20 protein-coding genes are annotated in these 18,429 nt (G+C 70.9%); 10 read left to right on the top strand and 10 right to left on the bottom strand.

Annotated elements, in window-relative coordinates; all coding sequences use genetic code 11:
- Positions 1–20: 20 nt before the first annotated feature.
- The 3 genes from AB0K82_RS40330 to AB0K82_RS40320 all read left to right on the top strand — a co-directional run bounded on the left by AB0K82_RS40330 (position 21) and on the right by AB0K82_RS40320 (position 1,665).
- On the top strand, positions 21–782 hold the full coding sequence (locus AB0K82_RS40330) for a hypothetical protein (protein WP_364407712.1): 762 nt from the start codon (positions 21–23) through the stop codon (positions 780–782).
- A 157-nt stretch (positions 783–939) separates the two neighbouring features.
- Positions 940–1,215 (top strand): hypothetical protein, encoded by a 276-nt coding sequence (locus AB0K82_RS40325; RefSeq protein WP_364407709.1) that lies wholly within the window; start codon positions 940–942, stop codon positions 1,213–1,215.
- A 93-nt stretch (positions 1,216–1,308) separates the two neighbouring features.
- Entirely contained in the window at positions 1,309–1,665 is a 357-nt protein-coding gene (locus AB0K82_RS40320; protein ID WP_364407707.1) for an STAS domain-containing protein, read from the top strand.
- A 6-nt stretch (positions 1,666–1,671) separates the two neighbouring features.
- On the opposite strand, the gene AB0K82_RS40315 is transcribed toward AB0K82_RS40320, so the two are convergent.
- A complete protein-coding gene (locus AB0K82_RS40315; RefSeq protein WP_364407704.1) occupies positions 1,672–2,124 on the bottom strand; it encodes a CoA-binding protein in 453 nt (150 codons plus the stop codon).
- A 119-nt stretch (positions 2,125–2,243) separates the two neighbouring features.
- A complete protein-coding gene (locus tag AB0K82_RS40310; RefSeq protein WP_364407702.1) occupies positions 2,244–3,563 on the bottom strand; it encodes a UDP-glucose/GDP-mannose dehydrogenase family protein in 1,320 nt (439 codons plus the stop codon).
- A 114-nt stretch (positions 3,564–3,677) separates the two neighbouring features.
- Here AB0K82_RS40310 and AB0K82_RS40305 point away from each other — a divergent pair, with 114 nt between their 5' ends.
- Complete coding sequence (locus tag AB0K82_RS40305) at positions 3,678–4,847, top strand: acyl-CoA dehydrogenase (RefSeq protein ID WP_364407699.1); 1,170 nt, start codon at positions 3,678–3,680, stop codon at positions 4,845–4,847.
- Here AB0K82_RS40305 and AB0K82_RS40300 read toward each other — a convergent pair.
- The 3 genes from AB0K82_RS40300 to AB0K82_RS40290 are packed head-to-tail and all read right to left on the bottom strand — an operon-like array spanning position 4,790 to position 6,895.
- A complete protein-coding gene (locus AB0K82_RS40300) occupies positions 4,790–5,149 on the bottom strand; it encodes a hypothetical protein (RefSeq protein ID WP_364407696.1) in 360 nt (119 codons plus the stop codon). The two genes, AB0K82_RS40305 and AB0K82_RS40300, sit on opposite strands and share 58 nt — an antisense overlap.
- Positions 5,150–5,207: 58 nt before the next feature.
- Positions 5,208–5,690 (bottom strand): 5-(carboxyamino)imidazole ribonucleotide mutase, encoded by a 483-nt coding sequence (gene purE / locus AB0K82_RS40295; RefSeq protein WP_364407693.1) that lies wholly within the window; start codon positions 5,688–5,690, stop codon positions 5,208–5,210.
- Positions 5,687–6,895: a 5-(carboxyamino)imidazole ribonucleotide synthase gene (locus AB0K82_RS40290; RefSeq protein WP_364407691.1), complete on the bottom strand. Its 1,209-nt coding sequence runs from the start codon at positions 6,893–6,895 to the stop codon at positions 5,687–5,689. The genes purE and AB0K82_RS40290 overlap by 4 nt, the downstream gene beginning before the upstream one ends.
- 169 nt (positions 6,896–7,064) lie before the next feature.
- On the opposite strand from AB0K82_RS40290, the gene AB0K82_RS40285 reads away from it, so the two are divergent.
- Positions 7,065–7,613: a GtrA family protein gene (locus tag AB0K82_RS40285; RefSeq protein WP_364407688.1), complete on the top strand. Its 549-nt coding sequence runs from the start codon at positions 7,065–7,067 to the stop codon at positions 7,611–7,613.
- Here the strand turns inward: AB0K82_RS40285 and AB0K82_RS40280 are convergent.
- From AB0K82_RS40280 to AB0K82_RS40270, 3 genes are all read right to left on the bottom strand, one after another.
- On the bottom strand, positions 7,597–8,877 hold the full coding sequence (locus tag AB0K82_RS40280; protein ID WP_364407685.1) for a HAMP domain-containing sensor histidine kinase: 1,281 nt from the start codon (positions 8,875–8,877) through the stop codon (positions 7,597–7,599). The two genes, AB0K82_RS40285 and AB0K82_RS40280, sit on opposite strands and share 17 nt — an antisense overlap.
- 60 nt (positions 8,878–8,937) lie before the next feature.
- Positions 8,938–9,609 (bottom strand): response regulator transcription factor, encoded by a 672-nt coding sequence (locus AB0K82_RS40275; protein WP_141956913.1) that lies wholly within the window; start codon positions 9,607–9,609, stop codon positions 8,938–8,940.
- 183 nt (positions 9,610–9,792) lie between these two features.
- Positions 9,793–10,620, bottom strand: coding sequence for an MBL fold metallo-hydrolase (locus tag AB0K82_RS40270; protein WP_364407682.1), 828 nt, complete (start codon positions 10,618–10,620; stop codon positions 9,793–9,795).
- 66 nt (positions 10,621–10,686) lie between these two features.
- Here AB0K82_RS40270 and AB0K82_RS40265 point away from each other — a divergent pair, with 66 nt between their 5' ends.
- Positions 10,687–11,286: a TetR/AcrR family transcriptional regulator gene (locus AB0K82_RS40265; RefSeq protein ID WP_364407679.1), complete on the top strand. Its 600-nt coding sequence runs from the start codon at positions 10,687–10,689 to the stop codon at positions 11,284–11,286.
- Between the two features lie 6 nt (positions 11,287–11,292).
- Here AB0K82_RS40265 and AB0K82_RS40260 read toward each other — a convergent pair whose 3' ends face one another.
- A complete protein-coding gene (locus tag AB0K82_RS40260) occupies positions 11,293–12,228 on the bottom strand; it encodes an NADP-dependent oxidoreductase (protein ID WP_364407742.1) in 936 nt (311 codons plus the stop codon).
- Between the two features lie 110 nt (positions 12,229–12,338).
- Here AB0K82_RS40260 and AB0K82_RS40255 point away from each other — a divergent pair, with 110 nt between their 5' ends.
- The gene (locus AB0K82_RS40255) at positions 12,339–13,343 is read left to right on the top strand and encodes a helix-turn-helix domain-containing protein (protein WP_364407677.1); all 1,005 of its coding nucleotides are present in this window, start codon (positions 12,339–12,341) and stop codon (positions 13,341–13,343) included.
- 64 nt (positions 13,344–13,407) lie between these two features.
- On the opposite strand, the gene AB0K82_RS40250 is transcribed toward AB0K82_RS40255, so the two are convergent.
- Entirely contained in the window at positions 13,408–15,759 is a 2,352-nt protein-coding gene (locus AB0K82_RS40250; protein WP_364407674.1) for a LuxR C-terminal-related transcriptional regulator, read from the bottom strand.
- Positions 15,760–16,260: 501 nt separating this feature from the next.
- On the opposite strand from AB0K82_RS40250, the gene AB0K82_RS40245 reads away from it, so the two are divergent.
- The 3 genes from AB0K82_RS40245 (at position 16,261) to AB0K82_RS40235 (ending at position 17,764) form a co-directional block, all read left to right on the top strand.
- Positions 16,261–16,896 carry a hypothetical protein gene (locus AB0K82_RS40245; protein WP_364407671.1) on the top strand — a complete coding sequence of 212 codons (636 nt, stop codon included), beginning with the start codon at positions 16,261–16,263 and terminating at the stop codon, positions 16,894–16,896.
- Between the two features lie 398 nt (positions 16,897–17,294).
- A complete protein-coding gene (locus AB0K82_RS40240; RefSeq protein ID WP_364407668.1) occupies positions 17,295–17,483 on the top strand; it encodes a hypothetical protein in 189 nt (62 codons plus the stop codon).
- The gene (locus tag AB0K82_RS40235; protein WP_364407665.1) at positions 17,480–17,764 is read left to right on the top strand and encodes a GntR family transcriptional regulator; all 285 of its coding nucleotides are present in this window, start codon (positions 17,480–17,482) and stop codon (positions 17,762–17,764) included. Before AB0K82_RS40240 ends, AB0K82_RS40235 begins: the two co-directional genes overlap by 4 nt.
- Positions 17,765–18,429 lie beyond the last annotated feature (665 nt).

Below are 18,429 nucleotides of genomic sequence, written 5' to 3'. Positions count from 1 at the left end.
CGGCCACTGGGAGGACAGCGATGTCGAACGGCGCACGCCACGCCTGGGGGCTTCTCCTGGGGGTGATCCTCACGGCCGCGCTCGCGGGGCTGCTCATCTTCGGCACGTACCGCCTGCAGCACGGCTTCGTGATGCAGGGGCACAAGACCGACAAGTGGCTCGGCGGGGGCCTGCTGGCCGGTGCCGCCGTCGTCTTCGCCTTCCTCGTCGCCTCGCGGCTGTCGCCGCTGGGCTCGCTCATCGGCGGCCTGGTCCTCACCGCCGCCGGCGTGCTGTTCTTCGTCTCCCAGAAGACGACCGCCGACCTCATCAACCGGTTCCCCTTCAAGGGCCAGCGCGTCACCCTCGCCGGCCTCGAGGAGGAGGGGTTCATCCTGTTCGCGGGCGTCGGCCTGCTGTTCGCGTCGTTCTTCCCCTCGCGGTGGCGGGCCCGGCCGGGCGCCGACGACGACCCGGCCTACGAGTACGGCCTGCCCGAGCCCGACGAGACGTACGGGCGGCGCTCCACGCCCGGCGGCGGCCGTGGCCGGCACGCGGCGCGCGACGACGGGAACACCCCGGCGTACGGGTCGCCCCGGTACGCCGACACCCACGTGTACGGCTCGGCGGACCAGGGGAACGTTCCCGCCTACGGGTCGGCCGAGGACCCCGCCGCGACCGCGTACGGCCAGACGGAGTTCGACGTGCCGCTGTACGAGCCGGAGCGGTCCCATGGCGACCGCTCGCCGTTCAGCCCCCGGGACGACGACGGCGGTACCCGGGAGATGCGCCGCCCCCGATAGATCGACCGGTGTGGCACTCGGCGGCTGGTGTGGCACTCGGCGGCTGGTGTGGCGCTCGGTCGCTGGTGTGGCGCTGCGCGGACAAACGCCGTAAGATCCGGCATACCGGTCAAGAAGTGGCTCGGGACAGTCTCCTCTCGCGAGAAGGACTATCACCATGGCCATTTCTGTCTGGGAACCGTCTGTGATCTGCGACATCGCCACTCGGCGGCTGATCGAGCGATTCGATCTCATCCCTGCCGAGACCATCGAGCGATGTGTCCGCGATGTCTGGGTCTGCGCACTGCACACCGGCGCCCGCGCCGACGCCCGGCTGCTCGAGACGCTCGCCCAGAGCCTGCTCGAAGCACTGCCCGGCCACACCGAGACGGCCGAGCCCCTCACCGGAGTCCTCATCGAGCCGCCCGCCGGACCCCACGCGACCGCGGGGTGACGGCCCGGCGCTCGCCTGACGGCGACCGGCCGAACCCGGTCCGCCGACGAACCTGATTCTCCTGCCCACCGCCCGGAGACCCGGAGAAGCCCCATGGAAGAGCTGACGCTCACGCACCGACGCCTGCCCGGCACCACCGTCGTCGTGGCCCGCGGCGAACTCGACGCCGGGACCGCCCGGGACCTGGAGGCGTTCCTCGCCGAGGTCCTGCACGACGGCGACGACCTGGTCTTCGACCTCGCCGCGCTGACCTTCATGGACACCAGCGGCCTGGGGGTGATCCTGGCCGCCGGCGAACGGACGCGCCGGCTCGGCGGCACGCCCCGCCTGGCGGGACTGCGCGGCGGCCCCGCGCGGGTCGTCGCCCTGACCGGCATCGCCTCCGCGATCCCCGTGCACGACACCCTCGAGGACGCCCTCGCCCCCGTCGTCGCCGCCGTGGCGTCCTGACGGGTCTCAGCGCGGCAGGCCCAGGCGGGCCCACTCGATGGCCGGGCAGCGGTCCATGACGACGTCGATCCCGGCGTCGCGGACCCGCCGGGCGGCGGGCTCGTCGATCACGTCGAGCGGGAACCACACCGCCCGTACCTCGCCGTCCCCGCGCGGACCGTACGCCGCGAACATCTTGATCGCCTCGTCGGCGACCTCTCCCGCGTGCTCGGCGCGCCGGTAGACGCCGACGACGTCCACCCGCCGCGCGACCTCGGTCAGCGACGGGACCCCCGGCTCCCCGAGAACGGTCTCGGCGCCGGGGTGGACGGGGACGATGGTCTTGCCGCGGGACTGCAGCAACCGGGCCATGTCGTACGCGGTACGGCCCGGGTTGTCGCGCAGCCCGACGAACGCCCAGGTCCGCGATTCGAGCAGGACGCGGCGGATGACGGCCTCATCGGCGTAGGACTGGCTCATGACCGTGCCAACCACCGGGCGGCCCGCCGCCTTCCCGATCGACGTACGAGACCGCCCGGCCACTCGGGCCGGGCGATCGGACGGCAGGGCTACGGGCAGCAGGGCTACGGGAGGCAGGTCTACGGACGCCCGAGCGCGCGGTACTGCCAGCCCGCGGTGCGCCACTGCTCGGGGTCGAGCGCGTTGCGGCCGTCGACGATGTTGCGCTCGGCCACCGCGCTGCCCAGGACCTCCGGGTCGAGCTCCCGGAACTCCTTCCACTCCGTGAGCAGCAGCACGACGTGCGCGCCGTCGACGGCGTCCATCGCGGACGAGCCGTAGGTCAGGTCCGGGTGCGCCCGGCGGGCGTTCTTCAGCGCCTGCGGGTCGTACACCGTCACCTGACCGCCCTGCGCGCGGATGGACGTCGCGACGTCGAGGGCGGGCGAGTCGCGGATGTCGTCGGAGTTCGGCTTGAACGCCGCGCCGAGGACGCCGACCGTACGGCCGATGAACGAACCGCCCAGCAGCTCACGCGCCAGGTCGACCATGCGGATGCGGCGCCGGATGTTGATGGCGTCCACCTCGCGCAGGAACGACAGCGCCTGGTCGACGCCGAGCTCGCCGGCGCGGGCCATGAACGCCCGGATGTCCTTCGGCAGGCAGCCTCCGCCGAAGCCGAGCCCCGGGCCGAGGAACTTGCCGCCGATCCGGTCGTCGTAGGAGAGGGCCTCGGAGAGCTTCGTCACATCGGCGTGCGCGGCCTCGCAGACCTCGGCCATCGCGTTGATGAACGAGATCTTCGTCGCGAGGAAGGCGTTCGCCGAGACCTTGACCAGCTCGGCGGTGGGGAAGTCGCTGACGATGAAGGGAACGCCGCCGGCGATCATCGAGGCGTACACCTCGCGCAGGACCTTCTCCGCGCGGTCGGACCGGACGCCGACGACGAGGCGGTCCGGGTGCAGGGTGTCCTCGACGGCGTAGCCCTCGCGGAGGAACTCGGGGTTCCAGGCGAGCTCGACGACGTCTCCGGCCGGGGCGAGCTCCGTCAGCCGCCGCGATAGCCGCTCGGCCGTGCCGACCGGGACGGTGGACTTGCCGACGACGACGCAGGCCCGGGTGAGCAGGGGCGCGAGGGAGTCGACCGCGTCGTCGACGTAGCGCATGTCGGCGGCGTACTCGCCGGGCTTTTGCGGCGTGCCGACGCAGATGAAGTGCACGTCGCCGAACTCGGCGGCCTCCTCGTACGACGTCGTGAACCGCAGCCGTCCGTTCTCCAGGTTGCGGCGCAGGATCGGCTCGAGGCCCGGTTCGTAGAACGGAAGGTCGCCTCGGGTCAGTCGGGCGATCTTCTCGGCGTCCACGTCCACGCCCAGGACCTCGAATCCCAGGTCGGCCATGCATGCCGCGTGGGTGGCGCCCAGGTAGCCGGTACCGATCACGGTCAAGCGCTGTGCCAAGGTCCCGCCTCCTTTCCTCAGAGTTCCGTGCCCGACCCCGTCTACGTCCCCCACGGGCCGCTCGGCATGCTATCGGCCCTACTGGCGAGTAGGTTTACCGCGTACGATCGGCACATGACCGCAGACTTTCCTCTGTACGAACTCTCTGAAGAGCACCGGATGCTCCGCGAGACGGTTCGCTCGCTGGCCGATGACAAGATCGCTCCGCGGGCCGCGGAGACCGACGAGACCGGGGAGTTCCCCCAGGCCGTCCATGACGCGCTCGTGCAGGCGGACCTGCACGCCGTGCACGTCCCCGAGGCGTACGAGGGAGTCGGCGCCGACGCCCTCGCCACGGTGATCGTCATCGAAGAGGTCGCTCGAGCCTGTGCCGCCTCGTCCCTCATCCCGGCGGTGAACAAGCTCGGAACCGTTCCCATTCTCCTCTCCGGCTCCGAAGACCTGAAAAAACGCTACCTGAGCCCGGTCGCCCGCGGCGAGGCCATGTTCTCGTACGCGCTGTCGGAGCCGGAGGCGGGCAGCGACGCGGCCGCGATGAAGACCCGGGCCGTACGCGACGGCGACCACTGGGTTCTCAACGGAACCAAGCGGTGGATCACCAACGCGGGCGTCTCGGAGTACTACACCGTGATGGCCGTCACCGACCCGGAGAAGGGCGCCCGCGGCATCTCCGCCTTCGTGGTCGAAAAGAGCGACCCGGGGGTGAGCTTCGGCGCGCCGGAGAAGAAGCTCGGCATCAAGGGCTCGCCGACCCGCGAGGTCATCCTGGACGACGTGCGGATCCCGGCCGACCGGATCATCGGCGAGGAGGGCACCGGCTTCAAGACCGCGCTCGCCACCCTCGACCACACCCGGATCACCATCGCGGCCCAGGCCCTCGGCATCGCCCAGGGCGCGCTGGACTACGCCATCGGGTACGTCAAGGAGCGCAAGCAGTTCGGCAAGCCGATCGGCGACTTCCAGGGCGTGCAGTTCATGCTCGCGGACATGGCGATGAAGCTCGAGGCGGCCCGCCAGCTCACCTACGCCGCCGCCGCCAAGTCCGAGCGGGCGATGGAGGGCGAGAAGATCGCGGACCTGACCTTCATCTCGTCGGCGGCCAAGTGCTTCGCCTCCGACGCGGCCATGGAGATCACCACCGACGCGGTGCAGCTCCTCGGCGGCTACGGCTACGTGAAGGACTACCCGGTCGAGCGCATGATGCGCGACGCCAAGATCACCCAGATCTACGAGGGCACCAACCAGATCCAGCGCGTCGTCATGGCCCGCCAGCTCCTCAAGTAGGCCGGTGAACAGCGAGGCTCCTCCCTGCGGACGAGAACAGGGAGGAGTCGAGCGCGTGCCGGCGGCAGCCACCGTGTGGCCCGGTCGGCGCGCCTCGCCCCCGCCCGGGACGTGGTCACCCGCTCGCCGGGAGCACCCGCCAGGTAGTAGCTCGCGCCGCAGAACTCGAAACGGTCCGGTGGGGTGAACGGCGACCACCGGCCGTACGAGCTGCGCGTGTACAGGCCGACTCCGACCAGCCCGCACACGAGCAGCACCCCGAGCCCGACGGCGACACGCTTCCAGATCCTGTTTCCCGTCACGTCCCGAGCATGACGCGCCCCGCGCCCGATGTCCCGGGGAACGCCCCCGCAAGATCGGTCAGGCGCGGCGGAGGCGTTCGCCCTTGCGCTTGGCCAGGGCGTGCAGCTCGCGCTGGAACTCCTCCATGCGCTCGCGCAGCTCCGGGTCGCTCGCGGCGAGGATCCGGACGGCCAGCAGGCCGGCGTTGCGGGCGTTGCCGATCGCGACGGTCGCCACCGGCACGCCGGCCGGCATCTGCGCGATCGACAGCAGCGAGTCCATGCCGTCGAGGTACTTCAGCGGGACCGGCACCCCGATCACCGGGAGCGGGGTCACGGCGGCGAGCATGCCCGGCAGGTGGGCGGCGCCGCCCGCGCCGGCGATGATCACCCGGAGCCCGCGGGAGGCGGCCTCCGAGCCGTACGCGATCATGTCCTGCGGCATCCGGTGCGCGGAGACCACGTCCGCCTCGTACGGGACGTCGAACTCTTCCAGCGCCTCCGCGGCGGCCTTCATCACGGGCCAGTCCGAGTCGCTGCCCATCACGACGCCGACGGTCATACGGTGGGGCCCTTCCTCAGGCTGTGTTCATTCGGGGGGACGACTCCCCGTGCCCCCCGAAGATACTCGGCGGCATGGCGGGCCCGCTCGCGGGTCTCCTCCAGGTCGTCGCCGAGCGCGGTGACGTGGCCGATCTTGCGGCCGGGCCGGACCTCCTTGCCGTAGAAGTGCACCTTCACGGCGGGGTCGTGGGCCATGACGTGGATGTAACGCTTGTAGATCTCCGGGTCGTCGCCGCCCAGGACGTTCGCCATGACGGTGTACGGCGCGGTGGGCGTCGTGTCGCCGAGCGGCAGATCGAGGACGGCGCGCAGGTGCTGCTCGAACTGGGAGGTGCGCGAGCCCTCGATCGTCCAGTGCCCGGAGTTGTGCGGCCGCATCGCCAGCTCGTTGACGAGGACGCCGTCCTCGGTCTCGAACAGCTCGACGGCCAGCAGCCCGGTCACGCCGAGGGCGTCGGCGAGGCCGAGCGCGAGTCGCTGCGCCTCCTCGGCACGCTCGGGGTCCAGGCCCGGCGCGGGCGCGATCACCTCGGTGCAGATCCCGTCGGTCTGGACGGTCTCCACGATCGGGTACGCGGCGCCCTGCCCGTACGGCGAACGGGCGACGAGTGCGGCCAGCTCCCGGCGGAACGGAACGTGCCGCTCGGCGAGCAGGCCGACGCCCTCCGCGGCGGCGCGCTCGACGACGGAGCGGGCCTCCTCCAGGGACGCGCAGACCCACACGCCCTTGCCGTCGTAGCCGCCACGCGTCGCCTTGAGCACGACCGGCCAGCCCGTCTGCTCCGCGAAATTCTCAAGGGTCGCCAGGGGCGCCTCGGGGTCGAGCACGACGAACTCCGGGCACGGCGCGCCGAGGGCGGTGAGGCGCTCGCGCATGACCCGCTTGTCCTGGGCGTGCAGCAGCGCCCCGGATCCGGGGCGGCAGGCGACGCCGTCGGCCTCCAGCGCCTGGATGTGCTCGCCGGGCACGTGCTCGTGGTCCCAGGTCACCACGTCGGCGCCCTTGGCGAAGGCGCGCAGGTCGTCGAGGGAGCGGTGGTCACCGATGCGCACGTCGGCGATCACCTTGGCCGCCGACGCGTGGGCGCTGTCGCTGAGCACCCGCAGCGGCACGCCGAGCGCGATCGCCGCCTGCTGCGTCATCCGGGCCAGCTGCCCGCCGCCGACCATGCCGACGACTGGTATCTCTTGCCTGTCCGTCACGTGGGAAGCCTATCCGCCATGCTCAGAGGACGGGTTCGCCGGGCGACGGGCTTGGGAACAACGGGTCCGGGAACGCCGTCTAACCTCGTAGGCCAGGGGTATCCATTGATCCGGGCTTCGCCGAGCGACGTGCGATCAGCCGCCAGACCGGAATGAGAGGTCCCGCTTCGTGAGCTTCGTCAGAGATGTCTACCGGAAATTCGCGCACCTGATCCATGAGCTCGCGGCGTTCGGGACGATCGGCGTGCTGAACTTCATCATCACCATCGGCATCTCCGACACCCTGCACCTCGGTTTCCACGTCGGCCCGCTGACGTCGTTCGGCGTCGGGACGATCGTGGCGACGACGTTCTCGTACTTCGCCAACCGGTTCTGGACGTTCCGCCACCGCGACAGGTCGGGCCTGGGCCGGGAGTACGTCCTGTTCTTCGTGTTCAACGGCGTCGGCCTGGTGATCACCTGGGTGTTCATCGGGTTCACCCACTACGTCCTCGACATCCGGGGCGGCCTGGCGTTCAACGTGTCGCAGATCGTCGGCACCGGCGTGGCGACCCTGTTCCGCTACTGGGCGTACAAGAAGTGGGTGTTCCTGCCGGCGGCCGCGCCGCCGCTCGACCCGCACACCGGGCTGCCCGAGGCCGAGGAGCCCCTTCCGGGCGGCGCCACGCCGCCGCCGCCCCGGATGCCCGCCGGGCAGGCCGTCAAGCGGGGCCGCTGACGACGCGCTCGCGCGCCCGCAGCACCTCGTCGCCCTTCCGCAGGAAGATCGCGAAGGTGGCGGGCCGGGCGCGTACGAGCTCGAGCCGGCCGCCGTCCGCGGTCGCCAGCGAACGCGCGAGGTAGAGCCCGAGGCCGGTCCCCTGCCACCGTCCGCTGACGTTGCGGTCGAAGACGCGGCGTTCGAGCTCCGGGGGCACGCCCACGCCCTCGTCGCCGACCTCCACGACGATCGACGTCGGCGTCTCCTTGGTGTGGATGGCGACCGTGCCGTCCCCGTGCACGAGCGAGTTGTCCAGCAGGGTGGCGATGATCTGCGACAGGCCGCCGGGGCTGGCCACGGCGGTGAGCTCCGTCACGCCGGAGACCTCCAGCCGGCGTCCCTCCCGCCGGAAGACCGGCTCCCACTCCTCCACCTGCTGCGCGACGATGTCGTCGACGTCGACGGGGACCGCGTCACCCGTGGGGTCGTGCTTGGCGCGGGCGAGGAGCTGCTCGACGACCGCAGCGAGGCGCTCGACCTGCGCGGCCGCCGCGGCGCCCTCCTCCCGGACGACGTCCGGGTACTCCGCGGCCTCGATCATCTCCTCCAGCCGCATGGACAGCGCCGTCAGCGGCGTACGCAACTGGTGGCTGGCGTCGGAGGCGAACTCCCGGCTCGCGGCCAGCAGGTCGGCGATCCGCACGGCGCTGCGGTCCAGCACCTCCGCGACCCGGTCGACCTCGGGCACGCCGTAGCGGCGGCGGCGCGGCCGCGCGTTGCCGGATCCGAGGCGGTCGGCGGTCTCGGCCAGGTCGATCAGCGGCAGGGTGAGCTTGCGCGCCTGCACCATCGCCAGCCCGACCGCCACCCCGACGCCGAGCACGACGAGGCTGCCGATCAGCACCAGCGTGCGCAGCGCCTCGGCCTCGATGTCGGCGGCGTCCCGGGACACCTGGACCCGGACGCCGCGGTCGTTCGCGGTCTTCCTGATGACGTGCGCGCCCTTGGGCGGCGCGACCCCGGCTGTGATCACCTCGTCGTTGGCCAGGGTGATGACGATGTAGCGGCTGGGGAACTCCTTGGCGATCTGGTCGCCGATGACGGACTGCTTGCCTTCCTGTTTCAGGTTCACGCCGGCCACCACGGTCGCCGCCTCCCGCTCGACCTGCTGTTCGGCCTCGTCGTAGAGAAGCCGATGGGTCGAGTACGCCAGGGGAATGCCGAGCAGGAGCACGGCGACGACCGCGACGGCCAGCGTCGACAGCAGAAGCCGTCGCCTCATGGGGGTCCCTCTCTTTCGCCCGGGACGTGACCAGGGGGTGGTCACGCCGGGTTCACACGACTAGTCACCGCGCTCGAAGCGGAAACCCACTCCTCTGACGGTCGTGATGTAACGCGGGCTGCCCGCGTCATCCCCTAGCTTGCGCCGAAGCCAGGAAATGTGCATGTCGAGGGTCTTGGTGGATCCCCACCAGTTGGTGTCCCACACCTCCCGCATGATCTGTTCTCGGGTGACGACCTTGCCCGCGTCGCGGACCAGCACCCGCAGCAGGTCGAACTCCTTGGTCGTCAGCTGGAGCTCCTGGTCGCCCATCCAGGCGCGCCGGGACTCGGCGTCTATTCGGACGCCCTGGACGATGGGCGTCTCGGTGCTGCCCCGGCGCAGCAGCGCGCGGACGCGGGCCAGGAGCTCGGCGAGACGGAACGGCTTGGTGACGTAGTCGTCGGCGCCGGCGTCGAGGCCCACGACGGTGTCCACCTCGTCGGCGCGGGCGGTGAGGATGAGGATCGGCACGCCGTGGCCCTCGGCGCGGACGCGCCGGGCCACTTCGAGCCCGTCGAGCTCGGGCAGGCCGAGGTCCAGGACGATGAGGTCCACCCCGCCCCCCAGCGCCCGCTCGAGCGCCTGTGGACCGTCGGGACTGACTTCGACGTTGTATCCCTCCCGCCGCAGCGCTCTGGCGAGAGGCTCGGATATGGACGTGTCGTCCTCGGCGAGCAGAACTGAGGTCATGAACCGATCGTAGAGCTATTCAAGAACGTTTCCTCGGCAGTAGCGGGGCCTTGACCTGCGATCTTCCAGTCGTAGGGCTGAACAAGACATACCGATAACCGCGCTAATGCAAAGTAAAGACCCTCCGCCCCGAGCAGACCTTCCCAGCTCAGGGTGCGTATGGGGTCACGAGGCGTGACCGGATCATGCGGCGGCGAGGCGGGCGAAGGCCCAGGGGTCGTGAGCCGAGAAGACCTCGACCTCGTCGCCATGGTCGCGCAAGAGCTCGCGCAGGCGAGCCTGGTTGGCCATGCGCAGCGGCCGGTCGATCTCGGTGATCTCCTCCAGCGCCTCCCACAGGGGCATCGACCAGCGGCCCTCCGGCTCGACCTGGCCGTGGTGGTAGAAGGCGTCACCGGCATGCAGGAGCCAGCGGTCGCCGTCGCGTACGGCCACGGCGCAGTGTCCCTCGGTGTGCCCGGCCAGCGGGACGAGGAGGATCTCCGGAGGCAGGCCGTCGAGTTCGATGGCGTCGAACCCGAACCACGACGCGCCCTTCCGCGAGGCATAGGTCCGCCAGTGCGGGCGGTGCGCCCAGTGCGCGGGCCGGTAGCGCAGCGCGTGCTCGGGATGCCCGCTCGTGGCGGCCATGGCGGCCCGGTACTCCGCGTCGTGCAGATGAACGGTGGCATGGGGGAAGTCCGGCAACCCGCCGCTGTGGTCGAGGTCGAGGTGGGTCAGCACGATGTGGCGGACGTCGGCGACCGAGTGACCGAGGCGCTCGATCCGCCGTACGGCGGTCTCCCCTGGATCGAGGAGCGCCTGGGTGCGATCGAGGAAGGTACGGCCGAGGGTCTCCTCCGGGCGGGCGACGTCGGCCGTTCCGAAGCCGGTCTCGACCAGGACGAGGCCGGCCGCGTCGGTCTCGACCAGCAGGCAGTGGTTCAGGGCGCGGGCGGGCTCCGGAGCGTTCTCCTCGCCTCCGGGGTCGATCTCCCGCATCGAGCCGCAGTTCAGATGATGGATCTTCATGACGCCCCTTTAGCTACCGAACGGTCGTACGCATTTAGCGAACGAACGGTAGGTTAAGCTGCTGCCATGAGCCCGCGCAAGTCCGCCGCCGAGACCGCCGCCACCCGGACCCGGATCATCGAGTGCGCCCTGACCCTCGCCTCGGCCGAGGGCCTGGAAGGCGTCACCATCGGACGGCTCGCCACCGAGCTCGGCATGAGCAAGGCCGGCGTCATCGGCCATTTCGGCACCAAGGAGGCCCTGCAGCTCGCCACGCTCGACGCTGCGGTCGAGCGATTCCGTGCCCGCGTTCCGGCGCGGGTGGCGGGTGCCGACCCGGGGGTCGCCCGTCTGGCGCGGGCGTTCGGCGAGTGGATCGACTCCATGGCGGACGACGAGGGGAACGCCGGCTGCTTCATCACCTCGGTCGCCACCGAGTACGACGGCCGCCCGGGTCCGGTCCGCGACGCGGTACTCGCCGCCCTCGCGAGCTGGGCCGGCTACGTCGCCACGGAGCTCCGTGCGGCCGTCGAGGCGGGTGGCCTGCCGGCGGACACCGACGTCGACCAGCTCGTCTTCGAGCTGAACGGTGTCGCCCTCGCCGCCGAGCAGGCGATCCAGCTGCACCGCGACCCCGCGGCCCCCGAACGCGCCCGCCGCGCCGTCGACCGCCTGCTCGGCCGGTGAACGACGTCAGTCGGCGACGGTCAGAACGATCTTGCCGGTCGTCCGGCCCGTCTCTCCGCGTTCGTGGGCCTTGGCCGCCTCCTCCAGGGGGAAGACCGAGTCGATCTCGGCGCGCAGCCGACCGGCCTCGGCGAGCGCGGCGATCTCCCGCAACGCCGCGTAGTCGGGCTCGACGAGCGTCCAGCCGACCTTGATGTCGCGTTTGGCGGCCGCGGCCCGCAGGTCGTCGTCGACGGTCGGCAGGAAGGAGACCAGGACCCCGCCGTCGCGCAGCGTCTTCAGGGACCGGGGCCCGTAGTCGTCGCCGATCGTGTCGAGCACGATGTCGACGTCCCGGACCACGTCCGCGAAATCCTCCTTCGTGTAGTCGACGACCTCGTCGGCGCCCAGGCCGTGGACGAACTCGTGCTTGGCCTCGCGGGCGGTCCCGATCACGTACGCACCCCTGAGCTTGGCGAGCTGCACGGCGAGGTGCCCGACGCCCCCGGCCGCGGCGTGCACCAGCACGCGCTGCCCGGACCGGAGGTTCGCGGTCTCCGTGAGGCCCTGCCAGGCGGTCAGCGCCGCCAGCGGCAACGCCGCGGCCTGAACGTGATCGATGCCGGCGGGCTTTCGGGCGAAGTGCCGGGGCGGCGCGGTGACGAACTCGGCGTACGCACCCGCCGGGTGCGGGAAACGCGGCATCCCGAACACCTCGTCGCCGGGCTCGTACAGCGTCACGCCGGGACCGACGGCCTCGACCACGCCCGAGACGTCGAACCCGAGGATCCGCGGCGGATCGCCGAACCCGCGGCTCCGCCCGCGGGCCTTCCAGTCCACGGGGTTCACGCCGGCGGCGTGCACCCGGACCAGGACCTCGACCTGGCCTGGCTCCGGCCGTTCCACCTCGGCGACCCGGAGTACCTCGGGGCCGCCCGGCTCGTCCTGGACCATCGCGCGCATGGTGTTCATCGATTCTCCCGTCTCGTCGGTCGGTGGGACGGACCCAAGCCTGCGGCAGCCGCCCTCCGGCCGGAAGTGGCAGGATGGTCATCCCGTGAAAGGATCTGGCCATGACCCGAGTCCCGCACCGTGTCGTCGTGCTGGCGCTGGACGGCGTGATCCCGTTCGAGCTGGGCATTCCCGGGCGGATCTTCGGGGGCGCGCGCGGGCCGGGCGACGAGCCGCTGTACGACGTGGTGGTCTGCACGCCGGGCGGCGGACCCGTGCGCACGCACGCCGACTTCTCGATCGTCGTGGATCACGACGCGTCCGCGCTGGCCGACGCGGACACCGTGGTCGTCCCGCCGTTCGGCGGCCGCCGGCCGATCGAGCGGCTCCCCGAGGAAGTCGTGGCGGCGCTGGCGCTGATCCGGCCGGGCACCCGCATCATGTCGATCTGCACCGGTTCCTTCGTGCTGGCGGCCGCCGGCCTCCTCGACGGACGGCCGGCGACGACCCACTGGAACGAAGCGGCCGAGCTGCAGCGGCGGTACCCCCGGATCCGGGTCGACCCGGACGTGCTGTTCGTCGACGACGGCGACGTGCTGACCTCCGCCGGAGCGGCCTCGGGCATCGACCTGTGCCTCCACCTGGTGCGCCGCGACCACGGCAGCGAGGTGGCCAATCGGGTGGCCCGCCAGGTCGTCGTACCACCGTGGCGGGACGGCGGTCAGGCGCAGTACATCGAGCGACCGGTCCCCGAGCCGCACGACGCGGGCACCGCGCCGGCCCGGTCCTGGGCGCTGGAGCACCTCGACCGGCCGATCTCCCTGTCCGAGCTCGCCGCCCGGGCCGGGATGAGCATCCGCACGCTGACCCGCCGGTTCCACGAGGAGGTCGGCATGAGCCCCGGCCGCTGGCTCGCCCGGCAGCGCGTCGAGCTCGCCCGGCACCTCCTGGAGACGACCGACCTGCCGGTGGACCAGATCGCCCGGCGGGCCGGCTTCGGGACCGCCGTCTCCCTCCGCCAGCACCTGCACGCGGCGATCGGCGTCTCCCCGCTGGCCTACCGGCGCACCTTCCAGCCCCAGGCCAGCGCCCTCGGAGTCCCGGTGGGTTCCACCGGCGGCGCGTAGCGGCCGGCCCCGCGGGCACGCGCGATCTTCCCCCTCACGCCCGCTCGCCCGCGGATCCGCCTGATCAGCCCGCGCCGTGTTCCCCCGCGCGCTCGTTCTCCCCGACCCAGATGGCGATCTGGGTACGAGAGGTCAGCCCCAGTTTGCCGAGGATGTGCTCGACGTGGCTCTCAGCGGTTCGCTGGGCGATCACCAGCGCTGTCGCGATCTCCTTGTTGCTCATCCCCTTGCGGATCATCCGAGCCACCTGGGTCTCCTTGCGCGTGAGCGGCGTCAGTCGGTCGGGCTCGGCGCGCGGAACGGCGCCGGAGGACTGCTCCTCCAGCGCGTATGCCAGCGCATCGTCGTAATCGAGCCGGGCGCCGCGCCGGAGCTCGAGACCGAAGAGATGTTCGCCGATGGCGCGGGACGTTCTGGATTCTGAATCTTCGCGGTAAGTGGCCGGATACGCGTATCCCGACAGGGGAGGCTCGCCGACCTTCTCCCAGACCGACCGCAGGATCCCGTACAAGCGGGCGGCCCGCTGAAATCGACCTTCCGTGACGGCGATCCAGGCCAGCACCTCCAGGTCGACGCCGACTCCTCGTGGATCGTCCAGCGAACGGTTGATCCGCAATGCCTCCGAGACCAGTTCGGCGGCCCGCCGGGTGTCGCCCTGCCGACAGGTCGCGGCACCGAGGACGACCAGGACATACGCCTTGCGCCAGTGCTCGCCCCGTGTCTCGCATATCGCCCGGGCCTCCTCCCCGATGGAAGTGGCCAGCGATTCGTCGCCCGTGAGGCAATGAGCGACACAGAGCCGGATGAGCACCTCGACGACGCCCATGTCATCACCGATGAGGCGGAAACGCCGGAGGGCCTCCTCGAACGACGGGATCGCCGACGTCACATCGCCTCGCCCCAGCGCCAGCATTCCCGTGCAGAAGACGGTGTAGGCGAGAGCCATCGTGTCCCCGAGAGCGTCCCCTAGAGATCGACATTCCCGCAGCATCGTCTCCGCCGCGGGAGCGTCTCCCTGGATGACGGCCAGCACGCTGCTCGTCCACAAGGCGTGCGCCCGGACATCGCTGGGTCCGGGTTCGGCCGCCAGCCCGCGCTCCAGCCAGGCACGCCCTTCCCCGAGGAAGACACCGCTGATCCAGTGGTACATCAGGTCGGCCGCCATCGCCAGACCGGTCCGGGCCTGCCCCGGCTCGGTGTAGCAGGACTCGAGGGCGACCCGCAGGTTCGGGTGCTCGGTCCCGAGCCGCAGGAGCCAGGACCTCTGGTCCGGCCCGGCCACCCGAGCGCGCGTCTGGCCCGCCAATCGCCGGTAATGGTCGCGATGGCGCCGGCGCAACGCGGCCGACCGCCCGGACTCGTCCAGCTTCTGTCGGCCGTATTGGCGAATGGTCTCAAGGAGCCGATACCGGACGACTTCGTCGTGTCGTTGCGGAATGAGGATTGATTTATCGACCATCCCGCCCACCAGGTCGACGACCTCCTGGCGAGCGATCCCTTCGCCCGAGCACACGGTCTCCGCCGCCTCCAGGTCGAAGCTGCCCGCGAAGATCGACAGACGAGCCCACAGCAGTCTTTCTTCAGCGGTGCACAGGTCGTAGCTCCAATCGATCAGGGCACGGAGCGTCCGGTGACGAGGCAGTGGCCTCCCCGATCCGGTGAGCAGCTCGAAACGGTCTTCGAGGTCGACGAGCAGCCGGTCGAGTGACAGGATTCGCAGTTGCGCGGCGGCCAACTCGATCGCGAGTGGTATCCCATCGAGGCGGCGGCAGATCTCGACGACCGCGTCGCCGTTGGCATCGGTGACGGCGAAACCGGGCGAGACGTCCGCCCCTCGCTCGGCGAACAACCGCACCGCCTCGAACCGTTCAAGCGAGCGACCACGATCGCCCGCGCCGGTACTGCCCGGCATCGCCAAGGGCGGGACCTCCAGCAACTGCTCACCGGGAACACTCAGCGACTGCCGGCTGGTCGCGAGGATCCGCAGATCCGGCGCCGACAGCTGCACCGTCCTCGTGACGGCGGCGCACTCGTCCACCACGTGCTCGCAGTTGTCGAGGATGAGGAGCGCCCGCTTGTTGCGCAGATGTTCGGCGAGCACGTCCAGCGCGGCTCGGGCAGAGCGGTCGCGGATTCCCAATGCCTCGATCACCGCACGGGCCAGCATCCCCTGGCTCTGCAACGCGGCCAGGTCGACCAGCCACACACCGTCGGGAAACGCCCTGCCCACGGTGAGGGCGACTCGCGAGGCCAATCTGGTCTTGCCCACCCCGCCCGGTCCGGTCAGCGTCACGACACGTGCGTCGGCCAGGATCCGCTTGACCTCGGCAACCTCCCGCCGACGTCCGACGAAGCTCGTTCTCTCGGCCGGGAGCCCATGCACCCGATCCCGTCCGCTGATGGTTCCCGTGACCATCCCGATACACCGCGCTCAGTGGCCAATGTCTCCGGCGGCCGCACCGCCCGTCGCCCCGGTCCCCTGCCGACTCATCGACTGGAGGGCGTCAATCCGGAAAACCCCTGGTAACACGATACGTCGCAGCTCGGCCCCCTCCCCGCGGACGGACGCTCCGGACCGTTGGGTCCGGCCCCCCAACGCGATCCGGCCCCGGGCCCGACGTATGAGGGGGAACGCCGGGCCCGGGGCCGTATCCCGGGGGAATCCGGGGGACGAGGGATTGATCTGACCCATCCACTGCCCAGCATGCCGACCGGTCACCGTCTCCGGCGTCCGGGGAAACACCCGGTCCACTACCCCAACCCCTCGGTGTTCAGGTACTCGCCCCCGCACGCGGATCGGCGTCTCCCCCGGTGACCTGACCGGCGCGCCTTCCACCCCCAGGCCGCCGCCATCGAGATCCCGGCAGGTACCGCCGGTGGCGCGTGGCGGACCCGCGGACATGCGATCCTTCCCCCCATGCCCGCTCGCCGTAGCCTGGTCCTGGCCTGCGCCTCCGTCGCCGTCGTCGTCGCCGCGGGATGTGCCGTCGCGGCCTGCTGGTACGTCGGGTTGTTCACCTCGGACGGCCGGTTCGCCCCGCTCGACGCCGGCCGGGTCCTGCCACCGCCGGACGCGCTGGCCCCGCTGGTGCGGAACGGCGCCCGGGAGCCCAAGGACTCACGGCCGAGGACGACGCTGGGACTGGGCGGCGACGCCGCGTCGGAGTGCAAGTGGAGCAGCGTGCCGTCCGGCCAGGATCGCCCCTTCCGTACGGTGCGCCTCCGCATCCAGACCTTGATCCACGACGGCCGTGCCTCGGGCGCCGCGCGGGCCGAGCGGAACCTGGCCGGGTGGGCCCGGAAGGCCGGAGCCGAGCGGCCGGTCGTCCCCGTCAACGTGGGCGAGGGAGGGTACGCCCGCGTGGACGCGCTGGCGGTCCAGATCCTGTTCCGCCAGATGGTGATCTACGACGTGCACGTCCAGTTCCGAATCTCCAACGCCCTGGTGGACGTGTCGGCGCGCACCCACACCCGCCCCGACGACCACGCGACCGCCCTCGTACGGAACCTGGCCGAGACCACCGCCCACCACCTCCCGCACACGCCCCACTGAACCGGCAACGTCGCGGCGTCACCCGCCCTCGGCGGGAGGCGCCTGCCGATCGGCGTGCGGAACGCTCGGCGAACGCGGCTCGACCGGACGTGCGGATGCTCGTTTAGGGCGATAAGGCAGAGGGCGGCGGGGATGGTCGCCGAGACTTTCGTACGCGGCGTGCCGGCATCGATGCGCGAGCTGAGCCTCCTGGGCGCCGGCGCTGGAGTTTGCCGCGCTCGCCATGACGAACATCGCCCTCTCGGACCGGTTCTTGTTCACCGCGCGTCGTTCCCGCGAAGCCAGGTCTGCGAGGAGGTCAGCGGATGGCCGTCCTGGGAGTACACGGCCCGCCCGGTTCTGAGCGCCGCCAACGCATTGATCACCCGACGCCAGCCTCCGACCCCATGCCGGTCGCGATGCGAAACATGGTCCGGCCCCTCTCCCAACTGGTCACCCTCCGGAGCATCGAGGGCCAGGTCTGGTGGTGCTGGGTGTGGGGCGGGCCCGAACGCGAGGGCCTCGAGTTCGAGCCGATCGTTCCGATGGAGAAGATCGGCGAGGTCGCCCACCGACTGCGGAACGTCGTATCGCTGGCAGACGTATGAGCCCGTATCACCACTTCCCCGTCGACCGTCCGTCAACCGCATCGACCGCACGAAGAGTCGCGGAGACCATCCGCGCTCGAATCGTGCTCGGTGAGTACGAGGCGCGACGACGCCTTCCATCGCAGGCGGAACTCGCGGCGGAGTTCCACACGTCTGGCCGCACCATCGCGAAGGCGGTCGCCGACCTCCGCGAGCGGCGTTACGTATGGACGCTCCCGCACAAAGGCAGTTACGCCCGCCCACCAGAGCACTGGCTGGATCCCGAGCCGTCGGAGTCGTGAATGGACGACGAGACGATCTCCTGCGCCCTGGCGAACCTGCGAAGGCGCTTCCCTCACATCGGCTTCCTGTTCAATCCGTTCGATGGTCGCTGGTACGCCCTGTACAGGCGAGAAGGCTTCATGGTCGCGAGCGGTGCCCTGGAGTTGAGGGAGCGTGTCTCCGGGGTGGCCCGGTCGAGATCTCCGCGAAGAAGACTCGGCGGGAACGCCGCTTCGATCAGCGGACGTCCCTCGCATCCGGGTTCTCGTGCCGTGCCGAATGCTCGGTGAACGTGGTCTCCGAGGGGGACGAAAGCCGCAAGAACCGGCAGCGGACCCGCGTTCACCGAGCATCGCGCTCAAGCCTGTGCGGCGTGTGCCGACAGCGGGGTTCGTCCCTCGGTCTTCTCGACGGGGGACGTATCAGGCTCTATCTGGTCTTCTTGGTCAAACAGCACGTAGGGCCGACGATCGCTCCACTACGGTGGCAGGCGTCCTGATCAGGACGACCCTGCCGCGTCGAATGAGCGGAAAAGATGACAGAGCAATATCCCGGGGCCGTACCGCCCTCGCCGAACTACCCGCAGACTCCTCCCGCCGCCCCCTACCAGGGCGCTCCGCAGCAGGGTGGCGGCGGGTTCCAGGCGCCGTACCAGAACGCGCCGAACCAGGGCCCCTACCAACAG

The organism is Actinoallomurus sp. NPDC052274 (assembly GCF_040679475.1).
Classification (GTDB): Bacteria; Actinomycetota; Actinomycetes; order Streptosporangiales; family Streptosporangiaceae; genus Actinoallomurus; species Actinoallomurus liliacearum.
This window is presented reverse-complemented; position numbering and strand designations above follow the sequence as displayed.

Bases quoted from the DNA above. Each gene is read 5' to 3' on its own strand.
- AB0K82_RS40320 (WP_364407707.1), top strand. From the start codon at position 1,309: ATGGAAGAGCTGACGCTCACGCACCGACGCCTGCCCGGCACCACCGTC.
- AB0K82_RS40280 (WP_364407685.1), bottom strand. From the start codon at position 8,877: ATGAGGCGACGGCTTCTGCTGTCGACGCTGGCCGTCGCGGTCGTCGCC.
- AB0K82_RS40270 (WP_364407682.1), bottom strand. From the start codon at position 10,620: ATGAAGATCCATCATCTGAACTGCGGCTCGATGCGGGAGATCGACCCC.
- AB0K82_RS40235 (WP_364407665.1), top strand. From the start codon at position 17,480: ATGAGCCCGTATCACCACTTCCCCGTCGACCGTCCGTCAACCGCATCG.
- AB0K82_RS40260 (WP_364407742.1), bottom strand. From the start codon at position 12,228: ATGCGCGCGATGGTCCAGGACGAGCCGGGCGGCCCCGAGGTACTCCGG.
- AB0K82_RS40325 (WP_364407709.1), top strand. From the start codon at position 940: ATGGCCATTTCTGTCTGGGAACCGTCTGTGATCTGCGACATCGCCACT.
- AB0K82_RS40275 (WP_141956913.1), bottom strand. From the start codon at position 9,609: ATGACCTCAGTTCTGCTCGCCGAGGACGACACGTCCATATCCGAGCCT.
- purE (WP_364407693.1), bottom strand. From the start codon at position 5,690: ATGACCGTCGGCGTCGTGATGGGCAGCGACTCGGACTGGCCCGTGATG.
- AB0K82_RS40265 (WP_364407679.1), top strand. From the start codon at position 10,687: ATGAGCCCGCGCAAGTCCGCCGCCGAGACCGCCGCCACCCGGACCCGG.
- AB0K82_RS40250 (WP_364407674.1), bottom strand. From the start codon at position 15,759: ATGGTCACGGGAACCATCAGCGGACGGGATCGGGTGCATGGGCTCCCG.
- AB0K82_RS40330 (WP_364407712.1), top strand. From the start codon at position 21: ATGTCGAACGGCGCACGCCACGCCTGGGGGCTTCTCCTGGGGGTGATC.
- AB0K82_RS40240 (WP_364407668.1), top strand. From the start codon at position 17,295: ATGCGAAACATGGTCCGGCCCCTCTCCCAACTGGTCACCCTCCGGAGC.
- AB0K82_RS40305 (WP_364407699.1), top strand. From the start codon at position 3,678: ATGACCGCAGACTTTCCTCTGTACGAACTCTCTGAAGAGCACCGGATG.
- AB0K82_RS40315 (WP_364407704.1), bottom strand. From the start codon at position 2,124: ATGAGCCAGTCCTACGCCGATGAGGCCGTCATCCGCCGCGTCCTGCTC.
- AB0K82_RS40245 (WP_364407671.1), top strand. From the start codon at position 16,261: ATGCCCGCTCGCCGTAGCCTGGTCCTGGCCTGCGCCTCCGTCGCCGTC.
- AB0K82_RS40255 (WP_364407677.1), top strand. From the start codon at position 12,339: ATGACCCGAGTCCCGCACCGTGTCGTCGTGCTGGCGCTGGACGGCGTG.